This is a genomic window from Rhodobacter sp. SGA-6-6 (assembly GCF_011043545.1).
In the GTDB taxonomy this organism is placed as follows: Bacteria; Pseudomonadota; Alphaproteobacteria; order Rhodobacterales; family Rhodobacteraceae; genus Pseudogemmobacter.
This window is the reverse complement of record NZ_JAAKGP010000001.1, coordinates 254175-274816: the sequence shown is the minus strand read 5'-3', so window position 1 is coordinate 274816 and position 20642 is coordinate 254175. Positions and strand designations below refer to the sequence as shown.

General features: G+C 70.0%; 22 protein-coding genes. 12 read left to right on the top strand and 10 right to left on the bottom strand.

Annotated elements, in window-relative coordinates:
- From G5B31_RS01260 to greA, 4 genes are all read right to left on the bottom strand, one after another.
- Positions 1-402 (bottom strand): DUF1398 domain-containing protein, encoded by a 402-nt coding sequence (locus tag G5B31_RS01260; protein WP_165012995.1) that lies wholly within the window; start codon positions 400-402, stop codon positions 1-3.
- A 43-nt stretch (positions 403-445) separates the two neighbouring features.
- Positions 446-919, bottom strand: a complete 474-nt coding sequence (locus tag G5B31_RS01255; protein ID WP_205911760.1) for a MarR family winged helix-turn-helix transcriptional regulator — start codon at positions 917-919, stop codon at positions 446-448.
- An 87-nt stretch (positions 920-1006) separates the two neighbouring features.
- The gene (locus G5B31_RS01250) at positions 1007-2044 is read right to left on the bottom strand and encodes a hypothetical protein (protein ID WP_165012993.1); all 1038 of its coding nucleotides are present in this window, start codon (positions 2042-2044) and stop codon (positions 1007-1009) included.
- 2 nt (positions 2045-2046) lie between these two features.
- Positions 2047-2517 (bottom strand): transcription elongation factor GreA, encoded by a 471-nt coding sequence (greA, locus tag G5B31_RS01245; protein WP_165012991.1) that lies wholly within the window; start codon positions 2515-2517, stop codon positions 2047-2049.
- Between the two features lie 264 nt (positions 2518-2781).
- On the opposite strand from greA, the gene G5B31_RS01240 reads away from it, so the two are divergent.
- The 3 genes from G5B31_RS01240 to G5B31_RS01230 all read left to right on the top strand — a co-directional run bounded on the left by G5B31_RS01240 (position 2782) and on the right by G5B31_RS01230 (position 7141).
- Entirely contained in the window at positions 2782-4428 is a 1647-nt protein-coding gene (locus tag G5B31_RS01240) for an electron transfer flavoprotein-ubiquinone oxidoreductase (protein ID WP_165012989.1), read from the top strand.
- 117 nt (positions 4429-4545) lie between these two features.
- Complete coding sequence (locus tag G5B31_RS01235; protein WP_165012987.1) at positions 4546-6330, top strand: tetratricopeptide repeat protein; 1785 nt, start codon at positions 4546-4548, stop codon at positions 6328-6330.
- Positions 6320-7141 (top strand): 4-(cytidine 5'-diphospho)-2-C-methyl-D-erythritol kinase, encoded by an 822-nt coding sequence (locus G5B31_RS01230; RefSeq protein WP_165012985.1) that lies wholly within the window; start codon positions 6320-6322, stop codon positions 7139-7141. Before G5B31_RS01235 ends, G5B31_RS01230 begins: the two co-directional genes overlap by 11 nt.
- Here G5B31_RS01230 and G5B31_RS01225 read toward each other — a convergent pair.
- A complete protein-coding gene (locus G5B31_RS01225) occupies positions 7134-8141 on the bottom strand; it encodes a polyprenyl synthetase family protein (protein ID WP_165012983.1) in 1008 nt (335 codons plus the stop codon). The two genes, G5B31_RS01230 and G5B31_RS01225, sit on opposite strands and share 8 nt — an antisense overlap.
- Positions 8142-8192: 51 nt before the next feature.
- Between G5B31_RS01225 and G5B31_RS01220 the strand changes: the two genes are divergently transcribed.
- From G5B31_RS01220 to G5B31_RS01210, 3 genes are all read left to right on the top strand, one after another.
- On the top strand, positions 8193-8408 hold the full coding sequence (locus G5B31_RS01220) for a DUF2007 domain-containing protein (RefSeq protein ID WP_165012981.1): 216 nt from the start codon (positions 8193-8195) through the stop codon (positions 8406-8408).
- Positions 8408-9166, top strand: a complete 759-nt coding sequence (locus tag G5B31_RS01215) for a methyltransferase (protein ID WP_165013737.1) — start codon at positions 8408-8410, stop codon at positions 9164-9166. Before G5B31_RS01220 ends, G5B31_RS01215 begins: the two co-directional genes overlap by 1 nt.
- 100 nt (positions 9167-9266) lie before the next feature.
- The gene (locus G5B31_RS01210) at positions 9267-9440 is read left to right on the top strand and encodes a YdcH family protein (protein WP_165012979.1); all 174 of its coding nucleotides are present in this window, start codon (positions 9267-9269) and stop codon (positions 9438-9440) included.
- Here G5B31_RS01210 and G5B31_RS01205 read toward each other — a convergent pair.
- The 4 genes from G5B31_RS01205 to G5B31_RS01190 all read right to left on the bottom strand — a co-directional run bounded on the left by G5B31_RS01205 (position 9412) and on the right by G5B31_RS01190 (position 13697).
- On the bottom strand, positions 9412-10290 hold the full coding sequence (locus tag G5B31_RS01205) for a DMT family transporter (RefSeq protein WP_165012977.1): 879 nt from the start codon (positions 10288-10290) through the stop codon (positions 9412-9414). The genes G5B31_RS01210 and G5B31_RS01205 overlap by 29 nt on opposite strands.
- A 95-nt stretch (positions 10291-10385) precedes the next feature.
- Complete coding sequence (locus tag G5B31_RS01200; RefSeq protein WP_165012975.1) at positions 10386-11111, bottom strand: beta-ketoacyl-ACP reductase; 726 nt, start codon at positions 11109-11111, stop codon at positions 10386-10388.
- Between the two features lie 120 nt (positions 11112-11231).
- A complete protein-coding gene (locus G5B31_RS01195) occupies positions 11232-12407 on the bottom strand; it encodes an acetyl-CoA C-acetyltransferase (RefSeq protein WP_165012973.1) in 1176 nt (391 codons plus the stop codon).
- Between the two features lie 441 nt (positions 12408-12848).
- Positions 12849-13697 (bottom strand): EAL domain-containing protein, encoded by an 849-nt coding sequence (locus G5B31_RS01190; protein ID WP_240904230.1) that lies wholly within the window; start codon positions 13695-13697, stop codon positions 12849-12851.
- Positions 13698-13802: 105 nt separating this feature from the next.
- Between G5B31_RS01190 and G5B31_RS01185 the strand changes: the two genes are divergently transcribed.
- From G5B31_RS01185 to G5B31_RS01170, 4 genes are all read left to right on the top strand, one after another.
- Positions 13803-14369 carry a DNA-3-methyladenine glycosylase I gene (locus tag G5B31_RS01185; RefSeq protein WP_165012971.1) on the top strand — a complete coding sequence of 189 codons (567 nt, stop codon included), beginning with the start codon at positions 13803-13805 and terminating at the stop codon, positions 14367-14369.
- A 127-nt stretch (positions 14370-14496) separates the two neighbouring features.
- Positions 14497-15402: a thioredoxin gene (trxA, locus tag G5B31_RS01180; protein ID WP_165012969.1), complete on the top strand. Its 906-nt coding sequence runs from the start codon at positions 14497-14499 to the stop codon at positions 15400-15402.
- A gap of 96 nt (positions 15403-15498) precedes the next feature.
- Positions 15499-16137 (top strand): LON peptidase substrate-binding domain-containing protein, encoded by a 639-nt coding sequence (locus tag G5B31_RS01175; protein WP_165012967.1) that lies wholly within the window; start codon positions 15499-15501, stop codon positions 16135-16137.
- Complete coding sequence (locus G5B31_RS01170; RefSeq protein WP_165012965.1) at positions 16134-16316, top strand: Trm112 family protein; 183 nt, start codon at positions 16134-16136, stop codon at positions 16314-16316. Before G5B31_RS01175 ends, G5B31_RS01170 begins: the two co-directional genes overlap by 4 nt.
- Positions 16317-16677: 361 nt before the next feature.
- Here G5B31_RS01170 and G5B31_RS01165 read toward each other — a convergent pair whose 3' ends face one another.
- Positions 16678-17907, bottom strand: coding sequence for an FAD-dependent monooxygenase (locus tag G5B31_RS01165; RefSeq protein WP_165012963.1), 1230 nt, complete (start codon positions 17905-17907; stop codon positions 16678-16680).
- Between the two features lie 82 nt (positions 17908-17989).
- Between G5B31_RS01165 and G5B31_RS01160 the strand changes: the two genes are divergently transcribed.
- Both G5B31_RS01160 and G5B31_RS01155 read left to right on the top strand, forming a co-directional pair.
- The gene (locus tag G5B31_RS01160; protein ID WP_240904228.1) at positions 17990-19321 is read left to right on the top strand and encodes an amidase; all 1332 of its coding nucleotides are present in this window, start codon (positions 17990-17992) and stop codon (positions 19319-19321) included.
- Between the two features lie 131 nt (positions 19322-19452).
- Positions 19453-20631: an aminotransferase class I/II-fold pyridoxal phosphate-dependent enzyme gene (locus tag G5B31_RS01155; protein WP_165012961.1), complete on the top strand. Its 1179-nt coding sequence runs from the start codon at positions 19453-19455 to the stop codon at positions 20629-20631.
- Positions 20632-20642: the final 11 nt, after the last annotated feature.

The window sequence follows — 20642 nt, the reverse complement described above, 5'->3', positions numbered from 1 at the left end:
TTATCCGGGAAAATGCTCGACATGCGTTTCGGCGGTGCGGCCGAAATAGACCACCCGCCGCCCCGGCAGCGAGACGAAATAGCCGGCACAACCGGCCGCCTTCACCCGCGTGCAGAAGGCCGCATAGCTGTAGTCGGGCCTGTTCGCCTGCGCCCAGCGGATCAGTTCCGCCACGGCGGCGGCGTCGAAGGCGGGGGCCACTTCGCCACGCGTCGCAGGCGCGGCGAGCGACAGCGCCTCCCCGCTGTTCAGGTAGTAGACCTGCACCCCCAGCCGATAGTCGACGGCATAACCCTCGAACCCCGCCGCCATCAGCCGGCCGAGAATCCGGGGAAAATCCAGGCTGCCGTCATGCGCCGCATGGAGGCAGGCTTCGGCAATGGCGATCTTTTCCGCGTCCATCGCGGGCTCCTTCTTCCGGTTGTCGTGATCCATCGGGCCGGGGTCAGTCCACCGGCACATCCCGCAGCCCCCGCCGCGCGACCAGCGCCGCCAGGACCCTGTCCAGCGCCGCGGCCTCTTCCGCCGTCAGCACGCCGAAGAAATCGGCGTCGTTGCGGTCCGCGATGCCGGCCAGCACCGGCACCTTGGCCCGCCCCTCGGCCGTCAGCGACAGGGTCTGCCCGCGACGGTCCTGCGCATTCCCCGTGCGCTGCACCAGCCCCTTGGCCTCCAGCCGCGTCGAAATCTTGCTGATCGCCCCCCGCGTCATCGCCATCGCCTCCGCCACCGAGGAGGGCGCCATCGCCTCGGCATCGTGGAGCACCCGCAGGAACACCCATTCCGCCACGGTCACGCCCTGATCCGCCATCTGCCGGGCAAAGCTTTGCGAGACGGCGTTCGACACCATCCGCAGCCAGTATCCCCTATGGGCCTGCAGGTCCGAGATTCCGGTCATTTCCGCCCCGCTGATTTCCATGGAAACTATCCTGAAGAAGTTTCCATGTCAACTATCAGCAAGCAGAACCCCGCGGCGTCCGCCCGCGAGGCAGGGACCTCGGTCCCCTCAGTCGAACACCCCCGCCACCCGGCCGAACAGCATGAAGGCGCGTGCGGTGCGGGTGTCGGCCAGATCGGCCAGTTCCGCGTCGCTGGCGTTCTTCTCGAAGATGGCGAAGGTGCGGTCGAAGGTGCGCAGGAAATGGTGGGCGGCGTCGCGGAAGATGGTGTCCTCGCGCATCCGCGCCGCGGTCAGCGCCAGCGAGGAACGGTCGCGGATGCCGCCGAGCGCCGCGATGGTCCGCCCGCGCTCGCCGGCAGCAAAGCGGCGCCAGACGTCGGGGCGAGCCATCTCGGGCTTCAGGTCGTCCATGTAGATGCCTTCCTGCGACAGCAGAGTCAGCACGTCCTGCGCCGCCCGGATCAGCTTGGCGACCGAGCGGTCCTCCAGCGCCAGCCGCAGGGCGCGGAAGCCCTCCTTGTCCTCGGGCGTCTCGGGGAAGTTCAGCGCGCGGATGAAGTCGGCCACGCTGAGCGGCGGCCGCATCTCCTCGGCCGGGGTGCCGAGGGCAAGCCGCGGCTCCTCGGCCTCGGGGTCGGTCTTCGGCACCGCCAGCGCCGCCTTGCGGTCGGCCGAGGGCACCGAAAGCGCGGTGTCGCGGCGGCTGGAGAAGGTGGCCAGCACCGTCTCGGCCTGCTTCGCCGCCGCGGCGATCTCGTCCAGCTTCTTCTCGACCGAGGGTTTCAACGCCGCCGCCTGCATCTGGCTGGAGGTCTGCACGTAGGACGCCCGCATCGCATCCACCGCCGCCTGCAGCCGCGCCGCCTCGGCCCGCAGCTCGCGGACCGAGCGCAGGGTGATCACCGCCACCCAGATCAGCGCCAGGGGCAGGAAGACGATCAGCAGCGTCATCACCAGCCCCAGCGTCTTGACGTCGTCGCCGGGGGGCGAGGTCAGGATATAGGCCAGCACCGACACCACCCAGATCACCGACAGCAGACCCGCGACGATTTCGCTCGCCCGGCCCGAGCGCGCCGGTTCCATCCCCGGCGCGAGGCCGGGGTCCGAAGGGCGGCCGGTCTGGGGGCCTGGGTCCTGCGCCATGGTCAGATGTAGCGCACCGAGAGGATTTCGTAGGACCGCTGCCCGCCCGGGGTGACGACATCGACGCTGTCGCCCTCTTCCTTGCCGATCAGCGCCCGCGCCAGCGGCGAGCGGATGTTCAGCAGGCCGGCCTCGATATTGGCCTCGACCTCGCCGACGATCTGGTAGGTTTTCTCTTCCTCCGATTCCTCGTCGACCAGCTGCACCGTGGCGCCGAACTTCACCGGACCGGACAGCTTGGCCGGGTCGATCACCTCGGCCAGCGACAGGATGCCCTCCAGCTCCTTGATCCGGCCCTCGATGAAGCCCTGTTTCTCGCGCGCGGCATGGTATTCGGCGTTCTCCGACAGATCCCCATGCGCCCGGGCTTCGGCAATGTCGCGGATCACCGCGGGCCGGGCCTCGGTCTTCAGCTGCTTCAGCTCTTCGTCCAGCGCGTCGAAGCCGCGTTGGGTCATCGGGATCTTTTCCATTGCATTCACCAGTCAAAAGAGAAGCCACGGCCGGGGGCTGCCCGGACCATGACTTCACGCCTCTGCAAAGGCCAGATCAGCGCATGGCCGCAGGAAATGCAAGCGCGAATGCCGCCCCAGGTCGGCGACCTGTCGCCTGCGGGCAAGAATATTACGCCGTTGCTGCAATGCAGCGACTTGATGTTGCGTCATGGTTGACCTTGGCCTGCCCATGGGGCAATCAGCGGGGCCAAGGGGAGCCAGCCAGGGAGGCGAGACAAAGCCATGAGCCAGGTCCAGCGCGAAAGCATGGAATACGATGTCGTCATCGTCGGCGCCGGGCCCTCGGGCCTGTCCGCAGCGATCCGGCTGAAACAGCTGGACCCCGACCTGTCGGTGGTGGTGCTGGAGAAGGGCTCCGAGGTCGGCGCCCATATCCTTTCGGGCGCGGTGCTGGACACCTGCGGGCTGGATGCGCTGCTGCCGGAGTGGCGCACGATGGATGCGCCGATCAAGACCGCGGTGAAGGAGGACAACTTCTACATCCTCGGCCCGGCGGGCAAGGTGCGCATCCCGAACTGGCCGATGCCGCCCCTGATGAACAACCACGGCAAATACATCGTCTCGATGGCCAACGTCTGCCGCTGGATGGCGCAGGTGGCCGAGGGGCTGGGGGTGGAGATCTTCCCCGGCATGTCCTGTTCGGAACTGGTCTATGACGGCGACCGCGTGGCCGGCGTCGTCGCCGGCGAATTCGGCCGCGACCCCGAGACCGGGGAGCCGGGGCCGTCCTACGAACCCGGCATGGAACTGCGCGGCAAATACGTCTTCCTGGGCGAGGGCGTGCGCGGGTCCTTGGCGAAGGAGATCATCGCCAAATACGACCTGTCCAAGGGCCACGAGCCGCAGAAATTCGGCCTCGGCATGAAGGAAATCTGGGAGATCGACCCGGCGAAGCACAAGCTGGGCACGGTCACCCATACGATGGGCTGGCCGCTGGGATCGAACGCCGGCGGCGGCAGCTTCATCTATCACCTTGAAAACAATCAGGTCTATGTGGGCTTCGTGGTCCACCTGAACTACAAGAACCCCTATCTCTACCCCTATATGGAATTCCAGCGCTTCAAGCACCACCCGATGGTGGCCGCGCTGCTGGAGGGCGGCAAGCGCGTGGCCTATGGCGCGCGGGCGATTTCCGAGGGCGGCTATCAGTCGATGCCGAAGATGGTGGCGCCGGGGGTGGCGCTGCTCGGCTGCTCGGTCGGCATGGTCAACGTGCCGCGGATCAAGGGCAATCACAACGCCATGCTGTCCGGCAAGGCCGCGGCCGAGGCCGCCCATGCCGCGATCAAGGCGGGCCGGATGGGCGACGAACTGTCGGATTACGAGACCGAGGTCCGCACCGGCGCCATCGGCAAGGACCTGAAGAAGGTCCGCAACGTCAAGCCGCTGTGGTCGAAATACGGCCTGGTCGCCAGCCTGATGGGCGGCGGGGCGGACATGTGGCTGAACACCATCGGCCTGACGCTGTTCGGCACGCTGAAGCACGGCAAGACCGATGCGGCTGCAACCGGCAAGGCGAAGGACTACAAGCCGATCGACTATCCGAAGCCCGACGGCAAGCTGTCGTTCGACCGGCTGACCAACGTGGCCTTCTCCTTCACCAACCACGACGAGAACCAGCCCGCCCACCTGAAGCTGAAGGACCCTTCGGTCCCGATCCGGGTCAACCTGCCGGAATATGCCGAACCCGCGCAGCGCTATTGTCCGGCCGGGGTCTACGAGGTGCTGGGGGAAGGGGCCGAGGCAACCTTCCGCATCAACTTCCAGAACTGCGTCCACTGCAAGACCTGCGACATCAAGGACCCCAGCCAGAACATCAACTGGACCACGCCGATGGGCGGCGGCGGGCCGAACTACCCGAACATGTGAGGCCCCGCCTCACGCAACTGTCAGCGCGGCGGAGGGCCGGGTCCGGCCCGCCGCACGTTGCCCTCCGGCCCCCGCGCGGATAGCGTGGCGCGAAAGTGCTTCGTGAAAAGGCCCGCCATGCCCCCGACCGCCCGCCCCGCCCTTGCCGCCTTTCTGTCGGCGGCGCTTGCCGCGGCCCTGCCGCAGGCGGCCCGGGCCCAGGATGACGTGCCGGAGACCGCGCCGGAAGTCACCGCCGAGACCGTCGTTCTTCCGGCCGAGGGCCTGTCGGGCGCCTATCTGGCCGCGCGGGTGGCGGAATCGGAAAGCAACTTCCGCGCGGCGGCGCGCTGGTATGACGCGGCGATGCAGGCCGATCCGGGCAACCTCGCGCTGGTCGAGGGCGCGCTCTACGCCGCCCTCGCCCTTGGCGATTTCGACCGCGCCGGACCGCTGGCCGATGCGCTGACCACCAGCCCCGCCGAAGAGGTCCAGCTGGCCGGCTTCGCCCATGACGCCGGCGAGGCCGCGGCCGAGGACTGGCCGGCGCTGATCGCGGCCAAGACCGGGGGCCGCAAGGTCGGTCCGGTGCTGGACGAACTGGTCCTCGCCTGGGCCCGCTTCGGCGACGGCAAGATGTCGGACGCGCTGAAGGATTTCGACGCCGTGGCGCAGATGGGCGGGATGGAGGCGGTGGGGCTGTACCACAAGGCGCTGGCGCTGGCGGCGGCGGGCGACTTCGAGGGCGCCGACGCCATCCTGGCCGGCAACGCCGAGGGCAGGATCAACCTCAACCGCCGCGGCATCATCGCCCGGGTGCAGATCCTGTCGCAGCTGGAGCGCAACCAGGACGCGCTGGCGCTGCTGGACCAGACCTTCGGCCCGCAGCCGGAGCCGATGCTGGACGGGCTGCGCGCCCGGCTTCAGGCGGGTGAGGCGCTGCCCTTCGACATGGTGCCCGGCGCGAAGGCCGGCATCGCCGAGGTGTTCTTCACCCTCGGCACCCTGCTGCAGGGCGAGGCCGACCCGGCCTATGTGCTGATCCACAGCCGCATCGCCAACCATCTGGACCCGGCCAATGCCGAGGCGCTGCTCTTGACCGCGCAGGCGCTGGAGGAACTGGGCCAATACGACCTGGCGGGCGAGACCTATGCCCGCTTCCCCAAGGACAGCCCCTATTTCTACAGCGCCGAGATCGGCCGGTCCGAGGCGCTGTATGCCGCCGGCAGGAAGGAGGCGGCGGTCGAGGTGTTGCAGGCCCTGTCGCGCAGCCATGCCGACCTGGTGGTGGTCCAGCGCGCCCTGGGCGACATCCTGCGGCGCGAGGAGCGCTGCGCCGAGGCCGTGCCCGCCTACGACGCCGCGCTGGCGCTGGTGCCCGAGGTGGAGCAGGGTCACTGGATGCTGTTCTTCAGCCGCGGCGTCTGCCACGAAAGCCTGAAGGACTGGCCCCGCGCCGAGGCGGATTTCCGCAAGGCGCTGGAACTGCGCCCCGGCCAGCCGCAGGTGCTGAACTACCTCGGCTATTCGATGCTGGACCGCGGGATCAACCTCGACGAGGCGCTGGCGCTGATCCAGCAGGCGGTGCGGGCCGAACCCGATGCCGGCTACATCATCGACAGCCTCGCCTGGGCCTATTTCCGCCTCGGCCGCTACGAGGAGGCGCTGGCGCCGATGGAGAAGGCCTCGCTGCTGGAACCCGTGGACCCGGTGGTGACGGATCACCTCGGCGATGTCTACTGGATGGTCGGCCGCAAGCGCGAGGCCGAGTTCCAGTGGCACCGCGCGCTGTCCTTCGGCCCGGAGGAGAAGGACGCGATCCGCATCCGCAGGAAGCTGGAAGTCGGCCTCGACCAGGTGATGAAGGACGAGGCCGGAAGCAGCCCGGTCCTGCCCGCCCCGCCGCCGCCCGATGGCGAGTGAGAGCGAATTCGCCCCCGCCAAGGTGAACCTCTGCCTGCATGTCACCGGGCAAAGGGCGGATGGCTATCACCTGCTGGACGGGCTGGTTGCCTTCGCCGGGGTCGGCGACCGGGTGACGGTTTCGCCGGGGCAGGGGCTGGAGATCGCCGGCCCGCAGGCCGCGGCGCTGGAGCCGTCCGAGGACAACCTCTGCCTGCGCGCCGCCCGCGCCATGGGCGGCGGGGTGGCGGTGCGGCTGGAGAAGGTGCTGCCGGTGGCCTCGGGCATCGGCGGCGGCTCGGCGGATGCGGCGGCGGTGCTGCGGGCGATGGTGCGGATGGGCCGGCCCTTGCCCGGCCCGGCCGAGGTGCTGGCGCTCGGCGCCGACGTGCCCGTCTGCCTGGCCGGCCGCGCGGCGCGGATGCAGGGGGTGGGCGAGGTGCTGACCCCGGTCGCCCTGCCGCCGGGCTGGCTGGTGCTGGCCAACCCGGGCGTGGCGGTGCCGACGCCGCAGGTCTTCCGCGCCCTCGCCCGCCGCGACAACCCGCCGATGCCGCCCTTGCCGCCTTTGCGCGACACCGCCGGGCTGGCGGCATGGCTGGCAGGTCAGCGCAACGACCTGGAGCCGCCGGCCATCGCGCTGGCCCCGGTCATCGCCGAGGCCCACGCCGCGCTGGCCGCGCAACCCGGATGCCTGCTGGCCCGGATGTCGGGGTCGGGCGCCACCTGCTTCGGGCTTTTCGCCGAGGAAGCGGCCGCGCAGGCCGCTGCTCGGGCGATCTCGGCCGGACAACCTGAGTGGTGGGTCGCCGCCGCCCCGCTGCTCAGCTGATCCGGCTGACCACATAGGCCGCCAGATCGGCCAGCATGTCGCGCAGCGGATGCTCCGGCAGCACCTCCAGCGCCGCGCGGGCGGTGCCGGACCAGCGCAGCGCCTGATCCCGCGCCGCTTCCATCGCGCCGTGCCTCGCCATCAGCGCCAGCGCCTGCTCCAGATCGCCCTCGCGCTGGTCGCCCTTCTCGATCACCCGGACCCAGAAAGCGCGCTCTTCCGCATTGGCCGCCGCCACCGCCTTGATGACCGGCAGGGTCAGCTTGCGCTCGCGAAAGTCGTCGCCGGTGTTCTTGCCGATGGTGGCCGAGGAGCCGCCGTAATCCAGCAGGTCGTCGGCGATCTGGAAGGCGATGCCGAGCGCGTCGCCATAGGTGTGCAGCGCCCGCACCTGCGCCTCCGGCACCCCTGCGATCACCCCGCCGACCTCGGTCGCCGCCGAGAACAGCGCCGCGGTCTTGCCGCGGATCACCTTCAGGTAGATGTCTTCCGTGGTGCCAAGGTCCTGCGCCGCCGTCAGTTGCAGCACCTCGCCCTCGGCGATCACGGCGCTGGCATTGGCCAGGATGTCCAGCACCCGCAAGGACCCGGTCTCGACCATCAGCTGGAAGCTGCGGGCGAAGAGGTAATCCCCCACCAGCACCGAGGACTTGTTGTCCCACAACAGGTTGGCCGTCGGCCGCCCCCGCCGCCGCTGGCTTTCGTCCACGACATCGTCATGCAGCAGCGTGGCGGTATGGATGAACTCCACCGTCGCGGCCAGCTTCTGGTGGTCGGTCCCGGCGTAGCCGCAGAGCCGCGCCGCCGCCAGCGTCAGCATCGGCCGCAGCCGCTTGCCGCCGGCCTCGATCAGGTGGGCGGTCACCTCGGGGATGCGGGGGGCATGGTCCGAGGCCATCCGCGCCCGGATCAGCGCGTTCACCGCCGCCATGTCCTCGGCCAGATGGGCGGCCAGTCGGTCTTGCGGCCCCGCCTTCGGCTTCTCGGGCTGTGTGTCCATCCCCGACCCTTCCGCCTTGCCCGATCGCGCGGGCAGGACTAATTCCAGCTTATGAAAGAACTTCTGCGCACCACCGACCCCACCGTGATCGCCTTCGCGCAGGCCCTTCTCGACGGGGAGGGTATAGCTTCCTTCGCCCTGGACGTCCACATGAGCATCCTCGACGGCAGCTTGGGCTTTCTGCCGCAGCGGCTGATGGTGGCGGACCGCGACCTGTTCATGGCCCGCGCTATCTGCCGCGACAACGGGGTGGAGCCGAGCGCGTGATTTTCGAGGAAGATCAGCTGTCCGACGACAAGTTCCTCTGCGGACGGCTGCGGCTTCTGCAACCCGTCAAGGGCTACCGCGCCGCCACCGATGCCGTGCTGTTGGCCGCGGCCTGCCCGGCCGCGCCCGGCCAGTCGGTGCTGGACCTCGGCTGCGGGGCGGGGGCTGCGTCGCTGTGCCTCGCCGCCCGGGTGCCGGGGCTGCATCTGGCGGGGCTGGAACTGCAACCGGGCTATGCCGACCTCGCCCGCCGCAATGCGGACCGCAACGGGGTGGCGATGCAGGTGCACGAGGGCGATCTGACCCGGATGCCGTCCCCCCTGCGCCGCGACTTCGATCAGGTGATCGCCAACCCGCCCTGGTATCCGCCGGGCGGCACGCCCTCGCCGGTGCCGGGGCGGGCCACCGCCTTGCAGGTCGCGCTGCCGCTGTCGGCCTGGGTGCAGGCGGCGACGCGGCGGCTGGCGCCCGGCAGCTGGCTGACGCTGATCGCCGGCGCCGACAGCCTGCCGGAGCTGCTGTCGGCGCTGGCGCCCAAGCTCGGCTCCGCCGCCGTGCTGCCGCTGGCCGCCCGCCCCGGCCGCCCGGCGCTGCGGCTGATCCTGCGGGCGAGGAAGGGCGGCCGCGCCCCTTTCCGCCTGCTGGCCCCCTTCGTGATCCACGAGGGCGATGCCCATGACGGCGACCGCGAAAGCTATACCCCGCAGGCCAATGCGGTGCTGCGCGGCGGCGGCGACATCCTGCCGCTCTTTTCCTGAACTGTCGGGATATTCCGCCGCAGGGGGGCCGATTGTGGGTGACACGACTCGGGTTCCGTGATGCACTGGCCCCGTAGGTTACAATCACAGGAGGATGGACATGACGATTGCTTCGCATCTGCAGGAACTGCGCAAGAAGCACGAAGCCCTCGCTGCGATGGTGGAAGAGGCGCAGCGCAGTCCCGGATCCGACGACCTGCAGATCGCCGAATGGAAAAAGCAGAAGCTGAAGCTGAAAGAGGAGATCACCCGCCTGTCGCAGGGTCCGCACTGACGGCACCTTTGCGCGCAGCAATGGCCGCTCCGCCGGTGATCAGCAGGGCGGCCAGAGCGATGGTCCATGAGGCCTCGGCGATCCCTGCCGCGACAAGGGCCAATGTGGACAGAAGCGGCGCTGCATAGGAGGCGACACCCAGCACCTGGATGTCGCCTTTCTTCATGCCCACGTCCCAGGTGAAGAAGGCCGCCCCCACCGGACCGAGGCCGAGGCCCAGAACCGCCAGCCAGCCGGCCGCGTCTTCGGGCCAGGCGGTCTCTTCCACCGCCAGATGGGCCAGCGCCGACAGGATCGCGGTGGCCAGGCAGAACACCGTCACCGCCTCGGTCGGCACCGCGCCCATGCGGCGCGACAGCACCGAATAGCCGGCCCAGGTCAGCGCGCAGGCGAAGGCCAGCGCGAAGCCCGCCGCCGTGCCCGTCCCTTCGCTGTCCCGGCCCAGCAGGATCACCGCCGCGCCGGAAAAGGCGACCAGCGCGCCGAGGATATGGCGCGCCGCCAGCCTTTCGCCGGGCAGCAGGCCCGAGAACAGCACGATGAACAACGGCCAGAGATAGGCGATCAGCCCGGTCTCCGCCGTGGGCGACAGCCGGAAGGCGGTGAAGTAGAGGAAATGGTAGCCGAAGAGGCCCGCGGCCCCGAAGGCATAGACCTTCCACGACACCCCGCGCAGCACCGCGACCCCGCGCCGCACCGTCCAGATCAGGCCGAGGACGCCGCCCACGGCGAAGCACAGCGCGTTCAGCAACAGCGGCGGCACCGGGGCCGAGCGGATGGTCAGCAATGCCAGAGCCGACCACATCAGGATCGCGGTGAAGCCGATGGCGGTGGCGCGGTTGCGTGTCATTCCTGTCCTCCCCCTGTCCCTGTAGCCCGCGCCGGGGAAAGGGAAAAGGCCCGCCATGGCGGCGGGCCTCAGGGCATGGTGTCGGCGCCTCTGGTTCAGACGAAGAACTGTCCGCCGTTGGCGCTGATCGTCGCGCCGGTGATAAAACCGGCATCCTCGGCCGCCAGGAACACCACGCAGCGGGCGATCTCCTCCGGCTCGCCCAAGCGGCCGACCGGGATTTGCGGGATGATGCGTTCGTTCAGCACCTTCTCGTCGATGGCGCGCACCATCTCGGTGCCGATATAGCCCGGGCAGATCGCGTTCACGGTGATGCCGGCCCGCGCGCCTTCCTGCGCCAGCGCCTTGGTGAAGCCGAGGTCGCCCGACTTCGCCGCCGAATAGTTCGCCTGCCCGGCCTGCCCCTTCTGGCCGTTGATCGAGGAGATGTTGATCACCCGGCCGAACTTGCGGTCGCGCATCCCCGACCACAGCGGATGGGTCATGTTGAACAGCCCGGTCAGGTTGGTGTCGATCACCTCTTTCCACTGGCCCGGGGTCATCTTGTGGAACATCGCATCCCGAGTGATCCCGGCGTTGTTCACCAGCACGTCCACCGGCCCCACCTCGGCCTCCACCTTGGCGATCCCGGCGGCGCAGGCGTCGTAATCCGCGACCGACCACTTGTAGGTCGGGATGCCGGTCTCCTTGGTGAAGGCCGCCGCCGCCTCGTCGTTGCCGGCGTAGTTCGCCGCCACCTTGTAGCCCGCCGCCTTCAGCGCGACCGAGATCGCCGCGCCGATGCCGCGGGATCCGCCGGTGACAAGTGCAACCCGTGCCATGTGATTCTCCTCCTGGGTGTTCTGGCCTTGAAATCCTGTTACCGAAATGAAAACCGGCGCGCAACATTATTGCGCGCCGGTTTTGCATTTGCAGAAGGATGCTGCGGATGCAGCCTCAGTTCAGGCCCGTTCGAGGCACATCGCCACGCCCATGCCGCCGCCGATGCACAGCGTCGCCAGGCCCTTCTTCTTGTCCGAGCGGTTCATCTCGAACAGCAGCGTGTTCAGGATGCGCGCGCCCGAGGCGCCGATCGGGTGGCCGATGGCGATGGCGCCGCCGTTGACGTTGACGATGGCGGGGTCCCAGCCCATGTCCTTGTTCACCGCGCAGGCCTGGGCGGCGAAGGCCTCGTTCGCCTCGACCAGGTCGAGGTCGCCGACCTTCCAGCCCGCCTTCTCCAGCGCCTTGCGGCTGGCGTAGATCGGGCCGACGCCCATGATCGAGGGGTCCAGCCCGGCGGTGGCGTAGCTGGCGATCCGCGCCAGCACCTTCAGCCCGCGCTTGGCCGCCTCTTCCTCGGACATCAGCAGCACCGCCGCCGCGCCGTCGTTGATGCCCGAGGCGTTCGCCGCCGTCACCGAGCCGTCCTTGACGAAGGCGGGGCGCAGCTTCTGCATCGCCTCCATCGTCGCTCCGTGGCGGATGTATTCGTCGGCGTCGACCACGGTGTCGCCCTTGCGGGTCTTCACGGTGAAGGGGATGATCTCGTCCTTGAACTTGCCGGCCTTCTGCGCGGCCTCGGCCTTGTTCTGGCTGGCCAACGCGAATTCGTCCTGCATGTCGCGGGAAATCTGCCACTGGTTGGCGACGTTCTCGGCGGTCTGGCCCATGTGATAGCCGTTGAAGGCATCCCAGAGCCCGTCCTTGATCATCGAATCGATGAAGTTCAGGTCGCCCATCTTCTGGCCGGCGCGCAGATGCGCGACATGGGGCGAGAGGCTCATGCTTTCCTGCCCGCCGGCGACGACGATCCGCGCGTCGCCCAGCTGGACATGCTGCGCGCCGAGCGCCACGGCGCGGAGGCCCGAGCCGCAGACCTGGTTCAGCCCCCAGGCGCTGGCCTCCTTCGGCAGGCCGGCCTTGATCGCGGCCTGGCGGGCCGGGTTCTGGCCCTGGCCGGCGGTCAGCACCTGGCCGAGGATGGTTTCCTCGACTTCCGCCTTGTCGATGCCGGCGCGGGCGACCACGCCCTCGATCACCGCGGCGCCGAGATCATGCGCGGGGGTATTGGCGAAGGAACCGTTGAAACTGCCCACGGCGGTGCGGCCCGCCGCGACGATAACGACATTGGTCATGTGATCCCTCTCCTCAAGGTGATGTCCGCGCAATCCGCGCCTGACTCGGGATTAGGACTTTCGCGCCGCAACCGCAAGAAAGTTGCGCGGCGATGCGGCATCATTGCCGATAATGGCGGGGGAGGGGGGAACATTGGCCGTGATTGCCTTGGCGAAGGCGCGTGCCTTCGCCATGGCGGAACGGTTGCAACCTTCCCGGCCGGGCCCCAAAGGCCCGGCCAGCGCCCGCCCCGCCCTCGCGGGCGCTTCTCGCCCGCCGGGTCGGGCGCTGGCCTCTCGGGGTCTTGTGCAGCCACCGTCTCCGGGAGCAACCGCCGCGCACGGGCGGGGGCGAGGCAGCGCCTCGCCTTATCCCGCCCGCGGATATCGAAGGAATGGCGGGGTGAACCCCGCCCTACGATGCCGGGTCATCCCATAGGACGGGGTCCACCCCGCCGGCCATTATCCCTCCTGCCGCCCCCTGCGGAAGCGGCTGAAATCCGGCGTCACCTCCGGCGCGCCGAACAGATAGCCTTGCAGACATCCCACCCCCTGCTCGCGCAGCCAGTTGGCCTCGGCCGCGGTCTCCACCGCCTCGGCCACGAGGAACATGCCGAACTCCCGCGCCATGGCGATGGCGGCGCGCAGGATCGGCTGGTTGCCCGCATCCCGCTCGATCCCGCGGACGAACCCTCCGTCCAGCTTGGCGATGTCGAAGCGGAATTCCGACAGCAGCCGCAGCGATGTCGCCCCGGCGCCGAAATCGTCCAGCGTGAAGGCGATCCCCTCCTCGCGCAGCTCCTTCATGAAGGGGACCAGCACGTCGGGCATCTGCATCGCCGAAGCCTCGCCGATCTCCAGGATCAGCCCGCGCCCGAGGCCGGGATGGGTCTTCAGCGCCTGCCGCAGCACCTGCACCCATTTCCGGTAGCCGACCGAGCGCGCCGACATGTTCACCGCCACCCGGATGCCCGGGTTCTTCTGCAGGGCGATCAGCCCCAGCTGCAGCGCGGCCACGTCGATCTCGCGCCCCAGTTCCTGCGTCTCGGCCACCTCCATGAAGTCGCGCGCGGGGATCACCCGGTCCTGCGGGTCGAGAAGCCGGATATAGCCTTCGTAGAAGCCGATGATCGACGGGTCCGCCGCATAGACCGCCGGCTGGAAGGCCAGCCGCATCCGCCGCAGCGACAGCGCCGCCCGCACCATCGCCAGCACCTCGCGGTCCGCCGCCGAGACGGCGACGGCCAGGGGATTTTCCAGCCCGGCCTCGATCTCGAACCTCGGCCGTTTCGGCCCCGACATGAAACTCATCGCATCCCCCGCGGCGGCATCGCGTGACAGGCTGCGCCGGGAAGGGTAAACCCCGGCTGAAGCTTCGGCATTTGCCTCGAAGTCGCGCGATTTTCCGGGGGTCCCATGACACGTTGCAGCTGGTGCGGCACCGATCCGCTCTACGTCGCCTACCACGACACCGACTGGGGCCGCCCCGAGCGCGACCCCCGCGCGCTGTGGGAGAAGCTGATCCTCGACGGCTTCCAGGCCGGGCTTTCCTGGATCACCATCCTGCGCAAGCGCGAGACCTTCCGCGCCGCCTTCCGCGGCTTCCACCCCGAGGAGATCGCCACATGGGGCGAGCCGGAGGTCCTGCGCCTGCTGGCCGATCCCGGCATCGTCCGCCACCGCGGCAAGATCGAGGGCACCATCGCCTCGGCCCGCGCCTACCTTGAGATCGAGGCGGAACAGGGCTTCTCGCCTTTCCTCTGGTCCTTCGTCGGCGGCAAGCCGATCCAGAACCGGCTGACCTCGATGGCCGGGGTGCCGACCGAGACCGCCGAATCCCGCGCGATGTCGAAGGCGCTGAAGGCCCGCGGCTTCAAGTTCTGCGGCCCGACCATCACCTATGCCTTCATGCAGGCCGTGGGCATGGTGAACGACCACATGGTCGACTGCCCCGCCCATGCCGAATGCGCCGCGATGGCGTGACAGGCGCTCTTCGCGTGCCTTCGGCCGCTCATCGCGCGAAGAGGGCCGAAGGCACCGATGAGCAGACCCCCTTGGCGATCCCGCCCCGAAGGCTCATATAGGCCCCGAACCTGAAGATGAGGACGACATGCTTGGTCTTGGCGACACTTCCGCCGCCCCCGCGGGCGATCTGATCAAGGACGGCAGCGAGGCCGGCTTCATGGCCGACGTCATCGACGCCTCGCGCGAGGTGCCGGTGATCGTGGACTTCTGGGCCACCTGGTGCGGCCCCTGCAAGCAGCTCGGCCCGGCGCTGGAGGCGGCGGTGACTGCGGCGAAGGGCAAGGTGAAGCTGGTCAAGATCGACGTCGACCGGAACCAGGCCATCGCCGCGCAGATGCGCATCCAGTCGATCCCCACCGTCTATGCCTTCTGGCAGGGCCAGCCGGTCGACGGCTTCCAGGGCGCGCTGCCCGGGTCGGAGATCAAGAAATTCATCGACAAGCTGGCCGCGCTTGGCGGCGACGGCGGGCTGGCCGATGCCCTTGCCGCGGCCGAGGAGATGCTGGAACAGGGCGCGCTGGCCGATGCCACCGAGACCTTCGCCGCGATCCTGGGCGAGGAGCCGGAGAACCCCGCCGCCTATGCCGGCCTCGCCCGCGCCCATGTCGCCGCGGGCAACCTCGACCAGGCCGAGGCCTTCCTGAACGCCGCCCCCGCCGCCATCGCCAAGGCGAAGGAGCTGGAAGCCGCCCGCGCCCAGCTGGGTCTGGCGCGGCAGGCCGCCAATGCCGGGCCGGAGGCCGAGCTGCGCGCGGCGGTGGAGGCCGATCCGCAGAACCATCAGGCCCGTTTCGACCTCGCCGTGGCGCTGAACGCCGCCGGCAAGGTGGAGGAGGCGGTGGACCAGCTGCTGGACCTGTTCCGCCGCGACCGCGAATGGAACGACGGCGCCGCGCGGACCCAGCTCTTCACCATCTTCGACGCGCTGAAGCCGCAGGACCCGATCGTGCTGAAGGGCCGCCGCCGGCTGTCCTCGATGATCTTCGCCTGATCCCCAGGCCGCCCGGTGCGGCGGGCGGCTGCCTGCCCGCCGGGCCCTTCGCGCGGGACGATTGCCCGCGTCCGGTGCTGCCCCTACCATCCCGCCATGATCCGCGCCGCCGACCTTCCCGAGACGATTCCCGTCTTCCCGCTGTCCGGGGCGCTGTTGCTGCCCCGCGCCCGCCTGCCGCTGCACATCTTCGAGCCGCGCTATCTGGCGATGGTCGAGGATTGCCTGAAGACCTCCGCCCGGCTGATCGGCATGGTGCAGCCGCGCGAGACCCAGGGGGCCGAGGGGCTGCAGGCCATCGGCTGCGCCGGGCGGATGGTCGGCTTCTCGGAAACCCCGGACGGGCGCTACATGATCACGCTGGCCGGGATCAGCCGCTTCCGCATCCGCGACGAGGTGCAGGGCTTCGCCCCCTACCGCCGCGCCTCGGTCGACTGGGCGCCCTTCGCCCGCGACCTCGGCCCCGCCGAGGCGGACCCCGGCTTCGACCGCGAGGGATTTCTCGACCTGCTGGCGCGGTTCTTCGCCGCCCGCGGCCTGACCTCGGACTGGGACAGCCTGCGCAGCGCCGAGCCGGAGCCGCTGATCAACGCGCTGTCGCAGCTGGCCCCCTTCACGCCCGAGGACCGGCAGGCGCTGCTGGAGGCGCCCGACCTGGTGACGCGGCGCGAGACGCTGGTGACGCTGATCGAATTCTCCCTGCGCGGCGGCGAGGACGACGAGGTGCTGCAATGACCGACGAAGTGACCGCCGACCGCCGGATGCTGGAGGCGCTGGTCTGCCCCGTTACGCATTCCGTGCTGAGCTGGGATGCCGAGCGGCAGGAACTGGTCTCCAAATCCGCCGGTCTGGCCTTTCCGGTCAGGGACGGCATCCCGGTGATGCTGGTCTCGGAGGCGCGGGAGGTGGAGTGAAGGGGGCCCGCTCTGGCACCGTAGGGCGGGGTTCACCCCGCCATTCCACCCGGCTTTCCTTGGCGAAGGCGCGTGCCTTCGCCACCGCGCACCATGTCAACCAGACCGGCCGGGCCCTCAAGGCCCGGCCAGCGCCCGCCCCGCCCCCGGCGGGCGCTTCTCGCCCGCCGGGTCGGGCGCTGGCCTCTCGGGTTTATGTGCTGATCCGTCTCCGGTTGAATCGCTGCGCAGGGGCGAGGCGAGGCAATGCCTCGCCTGTTCCCGCCCGCCGACAACGGCGAGAAGCGGCGGGGTGAACCCCGCCCTACGATTGTCGCCGAACCCGATGGTCATGTGTAGGGCGGGGTTCACCCCGCCGCTCTCACACCCGCTTGCCGGCCAGCAGCCGCGGCAGTTCCCCCTGCAACCCGGCCGCCTGCCGGATGAAACCCCGCCGCAGCCCGGGCAGGGCGTTGACCAGTCCCATCCCGAGGTCGCGCCCCAGCCGCAGCAGCGGATTGTCGTTGGAGAACAGCCGGTTCACCCCGTCCATCCCCAGGGCCAGCGTGGTGGCGTCGAAGCGGCGCCAGCGCTGGTAGTCCTCCAGCGGCACCGCGCCGCCGATGTCCTCGCCGCGGCGATGCGCCAGGATCAGCACCTCGGCCAGCGCCGCCACGTCGCGCAGGCCGAGGTTCAGCCCCTGCCCGGCGATGGGATGCACCCCATGCGCCGCGTCGCCGACCAGCGCCACCCGTTCGGCGACGAAGCGCTCGGCCAGCGACAGGCTCAGCGGGTAGGTGAAGCGGGCGCCGGCCAGCGCGATCTGCCCGAGGAAATCGCCGAACCGCGGCCGCAGCGCCGCCAGATAGCCGTCGTCGTCCAGCGCCTGGATCGCCTGCGCCTGCGCGTCGGTCTCGCTCCAGACGATGCTGGAGTGGCGGCCGCCCGGCAAGGGCAGGATCGCCAGCGGGCCGGAGGGCATGAAGAACTGATGCGCCGTGCCCTCGTGGGGCTTTTCATGCGCGATGGCCGTCACCAGCGCGGTCTGGCCGTAGCCCCAGCCCTGCCGCCTTATCCCCGCCCGCAAGGCCACGCCCGAGCCGCGGCCGTCGCAGCCGACCAGCAGCCGCCCCGCCAGCCGGCGGCCGGAGGCCAGCGTCACCGTCACCCCCTGCGGGCCGGTCTCCTGCGCCACCACGGTCTCGCCGGACAAGAGCGCGATCCCAGGCTCCGCGGCCATCGCCGCAAGGAAGGCGGCATAGAGGAAGCGGTCCTCCAGCATGAAGCCCATCGGGCCTTCCTCGATCTCGGCGCTGTCGAAGGACAGGTGGAAGGGCGAGGCGCCCCGGCCGGCATGGCCGTCGCTGGTGACGATCCGCAGCATCGGCTGGCTCTGCGCCGCCACCCGGTCCCAGACCCCCACCGCCTGCAACAGCCGCTTCGAGGCGATGGCCAGCGCATAGGCCCGGCCGTCGAAGCCGGCCTCGGCCCGGGCCGGCGCCGGGCGGGCGTCGATCACCGCGACCCGCAGGCCGCCCTGCGCCAGCGCCAGCGCCAGGGCCGGGCCGTTCAGCCCGCCGCCCGCGATCAGGATGTCGGCATCATGCTCCATCCCCCTGACCTAGGCCCGCCGGGCCCCATTGTCCATGCGCTCTGCAGCCGCTACCGTCGCCCCCGGCGGTGCGGGGGTGAAGATGAGCGGGACCTGGTTCCACATGACGGCGGCCGATCTGGGGCGCGAGATCGACCGCGGCCGGATCAACCCGGTCGAACTGGCCGAGGCCTGGCTGGACCGGATCGAAAGCCACCCGCTGGCCGCCCGCATCTACGCCCGCCTCACCCCGGCCCGGGCGCGGGGAGAGGCGGTCAGCGCCGCCACCCGCGCCAAGACCGGCTTCCGCCGCGGGCCGCTGGACGGGGTGCCGCTCAGCTGGAAGGACCTGTTCGACACGGCGGGCACGGCGACCGAGGCCGGATCGGCGCTGCTGCGCGGGCGGGTGCCGGACCGCGATGCCGCGGTGCTGGCCGAGGCGACGCTGGCCGGCACCGTCTGCCTGGGCAAGACCCATATGTCGGAACTGGCCTTCTCGGGCCTCGGCCTCAACCCGGTGACGGCGACGCCGCCCTGCCTGAACGACGACAAGGCGGTTTCGGGCGGGTCCTCCTCGGGCGCCGCCGCCTCGGTCGCCTTCGGGCTGGCGCCGGCGGCGGTGGGGTCGGACACCGGCGGCTCGGTGCGGATTCCGGCGGCCTGGAACGATCTGGTCGGGCTGAAGGCCAGCCACGGCCTCTTGCCCACCACGGGCGTGGTGCCGCTCTGCGAGCGCTTCGACAGCATCGGCCCGCTGGCCCATTCGGTCGAGGATTGCGCCTTGCTGCTGGCGGCCCTGCAGGGCGGCCGGGCGGTGGACCTGACCGGGGCGGACCTCTCCGGCGCGCGGCTGGCGGTGCTGGAGACGGTGGCGCTGGAGGGCTTGCGGGACCGGCCGGCGAAGGGCTTCGACGACGCCTGCCAGCGGCTGTCCCGCGCCGGGGCGAAGGTGGAACGCCTCGCCGCGCCCGAAGTGGCCGAGGCGATGGGGCTGGCCGGTATCCTTTTCGCCGCCGAGGCTTACGGCATCTGGCGCGAGGCGATCGAGGCCGCGCCGGAGAAGATGTTCCCCCGCATCCTCGAACGCTTCCGCACCGGGGCGCAGGTGTCGGCGATGGACTACATCTCCGGCTGGCGGCGGCTGGAGGAACTGCGGGCGATATGGGCCGCCCGGGTGAAGGGCTATGATGCGGTGATCCTGCCCACCTCGCCGATCCTGCCGCCCGATGCCGACCGGCTGATGACCGACCAGGACTACTACGTGACCGAGAACCTGCTGGCGCTGCGCAACACGAGGATCGGCAACCTGATGGGGGTTTGCGGGCTGACCCTGCCGACCTCGCAGCCCTCCTGCGGCATCTCGCTGCTGGCCCCGGCCTTCGCCGAAGGGCGGCTCCTGCGGCTCGGCGCCGCCGCCGAACGGGCGTTGCGATAGGCCGGGGGCAAAAAAGCCACATTTTCGCGTTCCAACCCCTAGGGATGGTTGGGAAAAACTGGACCGGCGCAAAGGGCGGCGCTAATCTGGCGCAAACCGGGGCCACCAAGGACCCCGGACCTGAGGCAGCAATGGCGTTTCCTGAGCGGTTTTCGGACCTGCCGGATTATGCGTTTCCGCGTCTGCGGAAACTTCTCGACGCGCACGCCCCCGGCGGCGAACCCATCGCCATGACCATCGGCGAGCCGCGCCACGAGATGCCGGAATTCGTCGGCCGCATCCTGGCCGAGAACCTTGCCGGCTTCGGCGTCTACCCGCCGAACGACGGCACGCCGGAACTCTTGGCCGCCATCTCCGGCTGGATCGCCCGGCGCTATGGGGTGACGGTGGGCGAGAACCGGCTGATGGTGCTGAACGGCACCCGCGAGGGGCTGTTCAACGCCCTCATCGCGCTGTGTCCCGAACGGAAGCGCGGGCAGACCCCGGCGGTGCTGATCCCCAACCCGTTCTACCAGGTCTATGCCGTCGCCGCCCTGACCCTGGGCGCGGAACCCGTCTACGTTCCCGCCACGGCGGCCACCGGCTTCCTGCCCGACTACGCCTCGCTTGCCCCCGATCTCTTGGACCGGGTGGCGGTGGCCTATATCTGCTCGCCCTCCAACCCGCAGGGGGCGGTGGCGCCGAAGGGCTATCTGGCCGACCTGCTGGCGCTGGCCGAGAAGCACGACTTCACCGTCTTCGCCGACGAATGCTATTCCGAGATCTGGCGCGAGACCCCGCCCCCCGGCATCCTGGAGGTGGCGCAGGCCATCGGCGCGGACCCGGAGCGGGTGGCGGCCTTCCATTCGCTGTCCAAACGGTCGAACCTGCCCGGCCTGCGCTCCGGCTTCGTGGCCGCCGGCCCGGCCAGCATGGAGCGCATCCGCAAGCTGCGCGCCTTTGCCGGGGCGCCCTTGCCGCTGCCCTTGCAGAAGGTGGCCGAGGCGGTCTGGCAGGACGAGGCGCATGTGACGGCCTCCCGCGCGCTCTACCAGCAGAAATTCGCGGATGCCGAGCAGGTCTTCGCCGGAATGCAGGGCTTCCAGCCCCCGGGCGGCGGCTTCTTCCTCTGGCTGCCGGTGGACGACGGCGAGGAAGCGGCGCTGAAGCTGTGGCAACAGACCGGCGTCCGGGTGCTGCCCGGCGCCTATCTGTCGCGCGAGGCCGGGGGGCAGAACCCCGGCAAGGGATACATAAGGGTCGCCTTGGTGGCCCCACGGGAAGAAACGCAGCGCGGGCTGATCCGGCTCCGCGACTGCCTTTACGATTGAGGACGGCGAAG

What these genes read in the sequence shown, in the direction of transcription:
- G5B31_RS01260 (WP_165012995.1), bottom strand. Translation starts at nt 402, where the DNA reads ATGGACGCGGAAAAGATCGCCATTGCCGAAGCCTGCCTCCATGCGGCG.
- G5B31_RS01255 (WP_205911760.1), bottom strand. Translation starts at nt 919, where the DNA reads ATGGAAATCAGCGGGGCGGAAATGACCGGAATCTCGGACCTGCAGGCC.
- G5B31_RS01250 (WP_165012993.1), bottom strand. Translation starts at nt 2,044, where the DNA reads ATGGCGCAGGACCCAGGCCCCCAGACCGGCCGCCCTTCGGACCCCGGC.
- greA (WP_165012991.1), bottom strand. Translation starts at nt 2,517, where the DNA reads ATGGAAAAGATCCCGATGACCCAACGCGGCTTCGACGCGCTGGACGAA.
- G5B31_RS01240 (WP_165012989.1), top strand. Translation starts at nt 2,782, where the DNA reads ATGAGCCAGGTCCAGCGCGAAAGCATGGAATACGATGTCGTCATCGTC.
- G5B31_RS01235 (WP_165012987.1), top strand. Translation starts at nt 4,546, where the DNA reads ATGCCCCCGACCGCCCGCCCCGCCCTTGCCGCCTTTCTGTCGGCGGCG.
- G5B31_RS01230 (WP_165012985.1), top strand. Translation starts at nt 6,320, where the DNA reads ATGGCGAGTGAGAGCGAATTCGCCCCCGCCAAGGTGAACCTCTGCCTG.
- G5B31_RS01225 (WP_165012983.1), bottom strand. Translation starts at nt 8,141, where the DNA reads ATGGACACACAGCCCGAGAAGCCGAAGGCGGGGCCGCAAGACCGACTG.
- G5B31_RS01220 (WP_165012981.1), top strand. Translation starts at nt 8,193, where the DNA reads ATGAAAGAACTTCTGCGCACCACCGACCCCACCGTGATCGCCTTCGCG.
- G5B31_RS01210 (WP_165012979.1), top strand. Translation starts at nt 9,267, where the DNA reads ATGACGATTGCTTCGCATCTGCAGGAACTGCGCAAGAAGCACGAAGCC.
- G5B31_RS01205 (WP_165012977.1), bottom strand. Translation starts at nt 10,290, where the DNA reads ATGACACGCAACCGCGCCACCGCCATCGGCTTCACCGCGATCCTGATG.
- G5B31_RS01200 (WP_165012975.1), bottom strand. Translation starts at nt 11,111, where the DNA reads ATGGCACGGGTTGCACTTGTCACCGGCGGATCCCGCGGCATCGGCGCG.
- G5B31_RS01195 (WP_165012973.1), bottom strand. Translation starts at nt 12,407, where the DNA reads ATGACCAATGTCGTTATCGTCGCGGCGGGCCGCACCGCCGTGGGCAGT.
- G5B31_RS01190 (WP_240904230.1), bottom strand. Translation starts at nt 13,697, where the DNA reads ATGAGTTTCATGTCGGGGCCGAAACGGCCGAGGTTCGAGATCGAGGCC.
- G5B31_RS01185 (WP_165012971.1), top strand. Translation starts at nt 13,803, where the DNA reads ATGACACGTTGCAGCTGGTGCGGCACCGATCCGCTCTACGTCGCCTAC.
- trxA (WP_165012969.1), top strand. Translation starts at nt 14,497, where the DNA reads ATGCTTGGTCTTGGCGACACTTCCGCCGCCCCCGCGGGCGATCTGATC.
- G5B31_RS01175 (WP_165012967.1), top strand. Translation starts at nt 15,499, where the DNA reads ATGATCCGCGCCGCCGACCTTCCCGAGACGATTCCCGTCTTCCCGCTG.
- G5B31_RS01170 (WP_165012965.1), top strand. Translation starts at nt 16,134, where the DNA reads ATGACCGACGAAGTGACCGCCGACCGCCGGATGCTGGAGGCGCTGGTC.
- G5B31_RS01165 (WP_165012963.1), bottom strand. Translation starts at nt 17,907, where the DNA reads ATGGAGCATGATGCCGACATCCTGATCGCGGGCGGCGGGCTGAACGGC.
- G5B31_RS01160 (WP_240904228.1), top strand. Translation starts at nt 17,990, where the DNA reads ATGAGCGGGACCTGGTTCCACATGACGGCGGCCGATCTGGGGCGCGAG.
- G5B31_RS01155 (WP_165012961.1), top strand. Translation starts at nt 19,453, where the DNA reads ATGGCGTTTCCTGAGCGGTTTTCGGACCTGCCGGATTATGCGTTTCCG.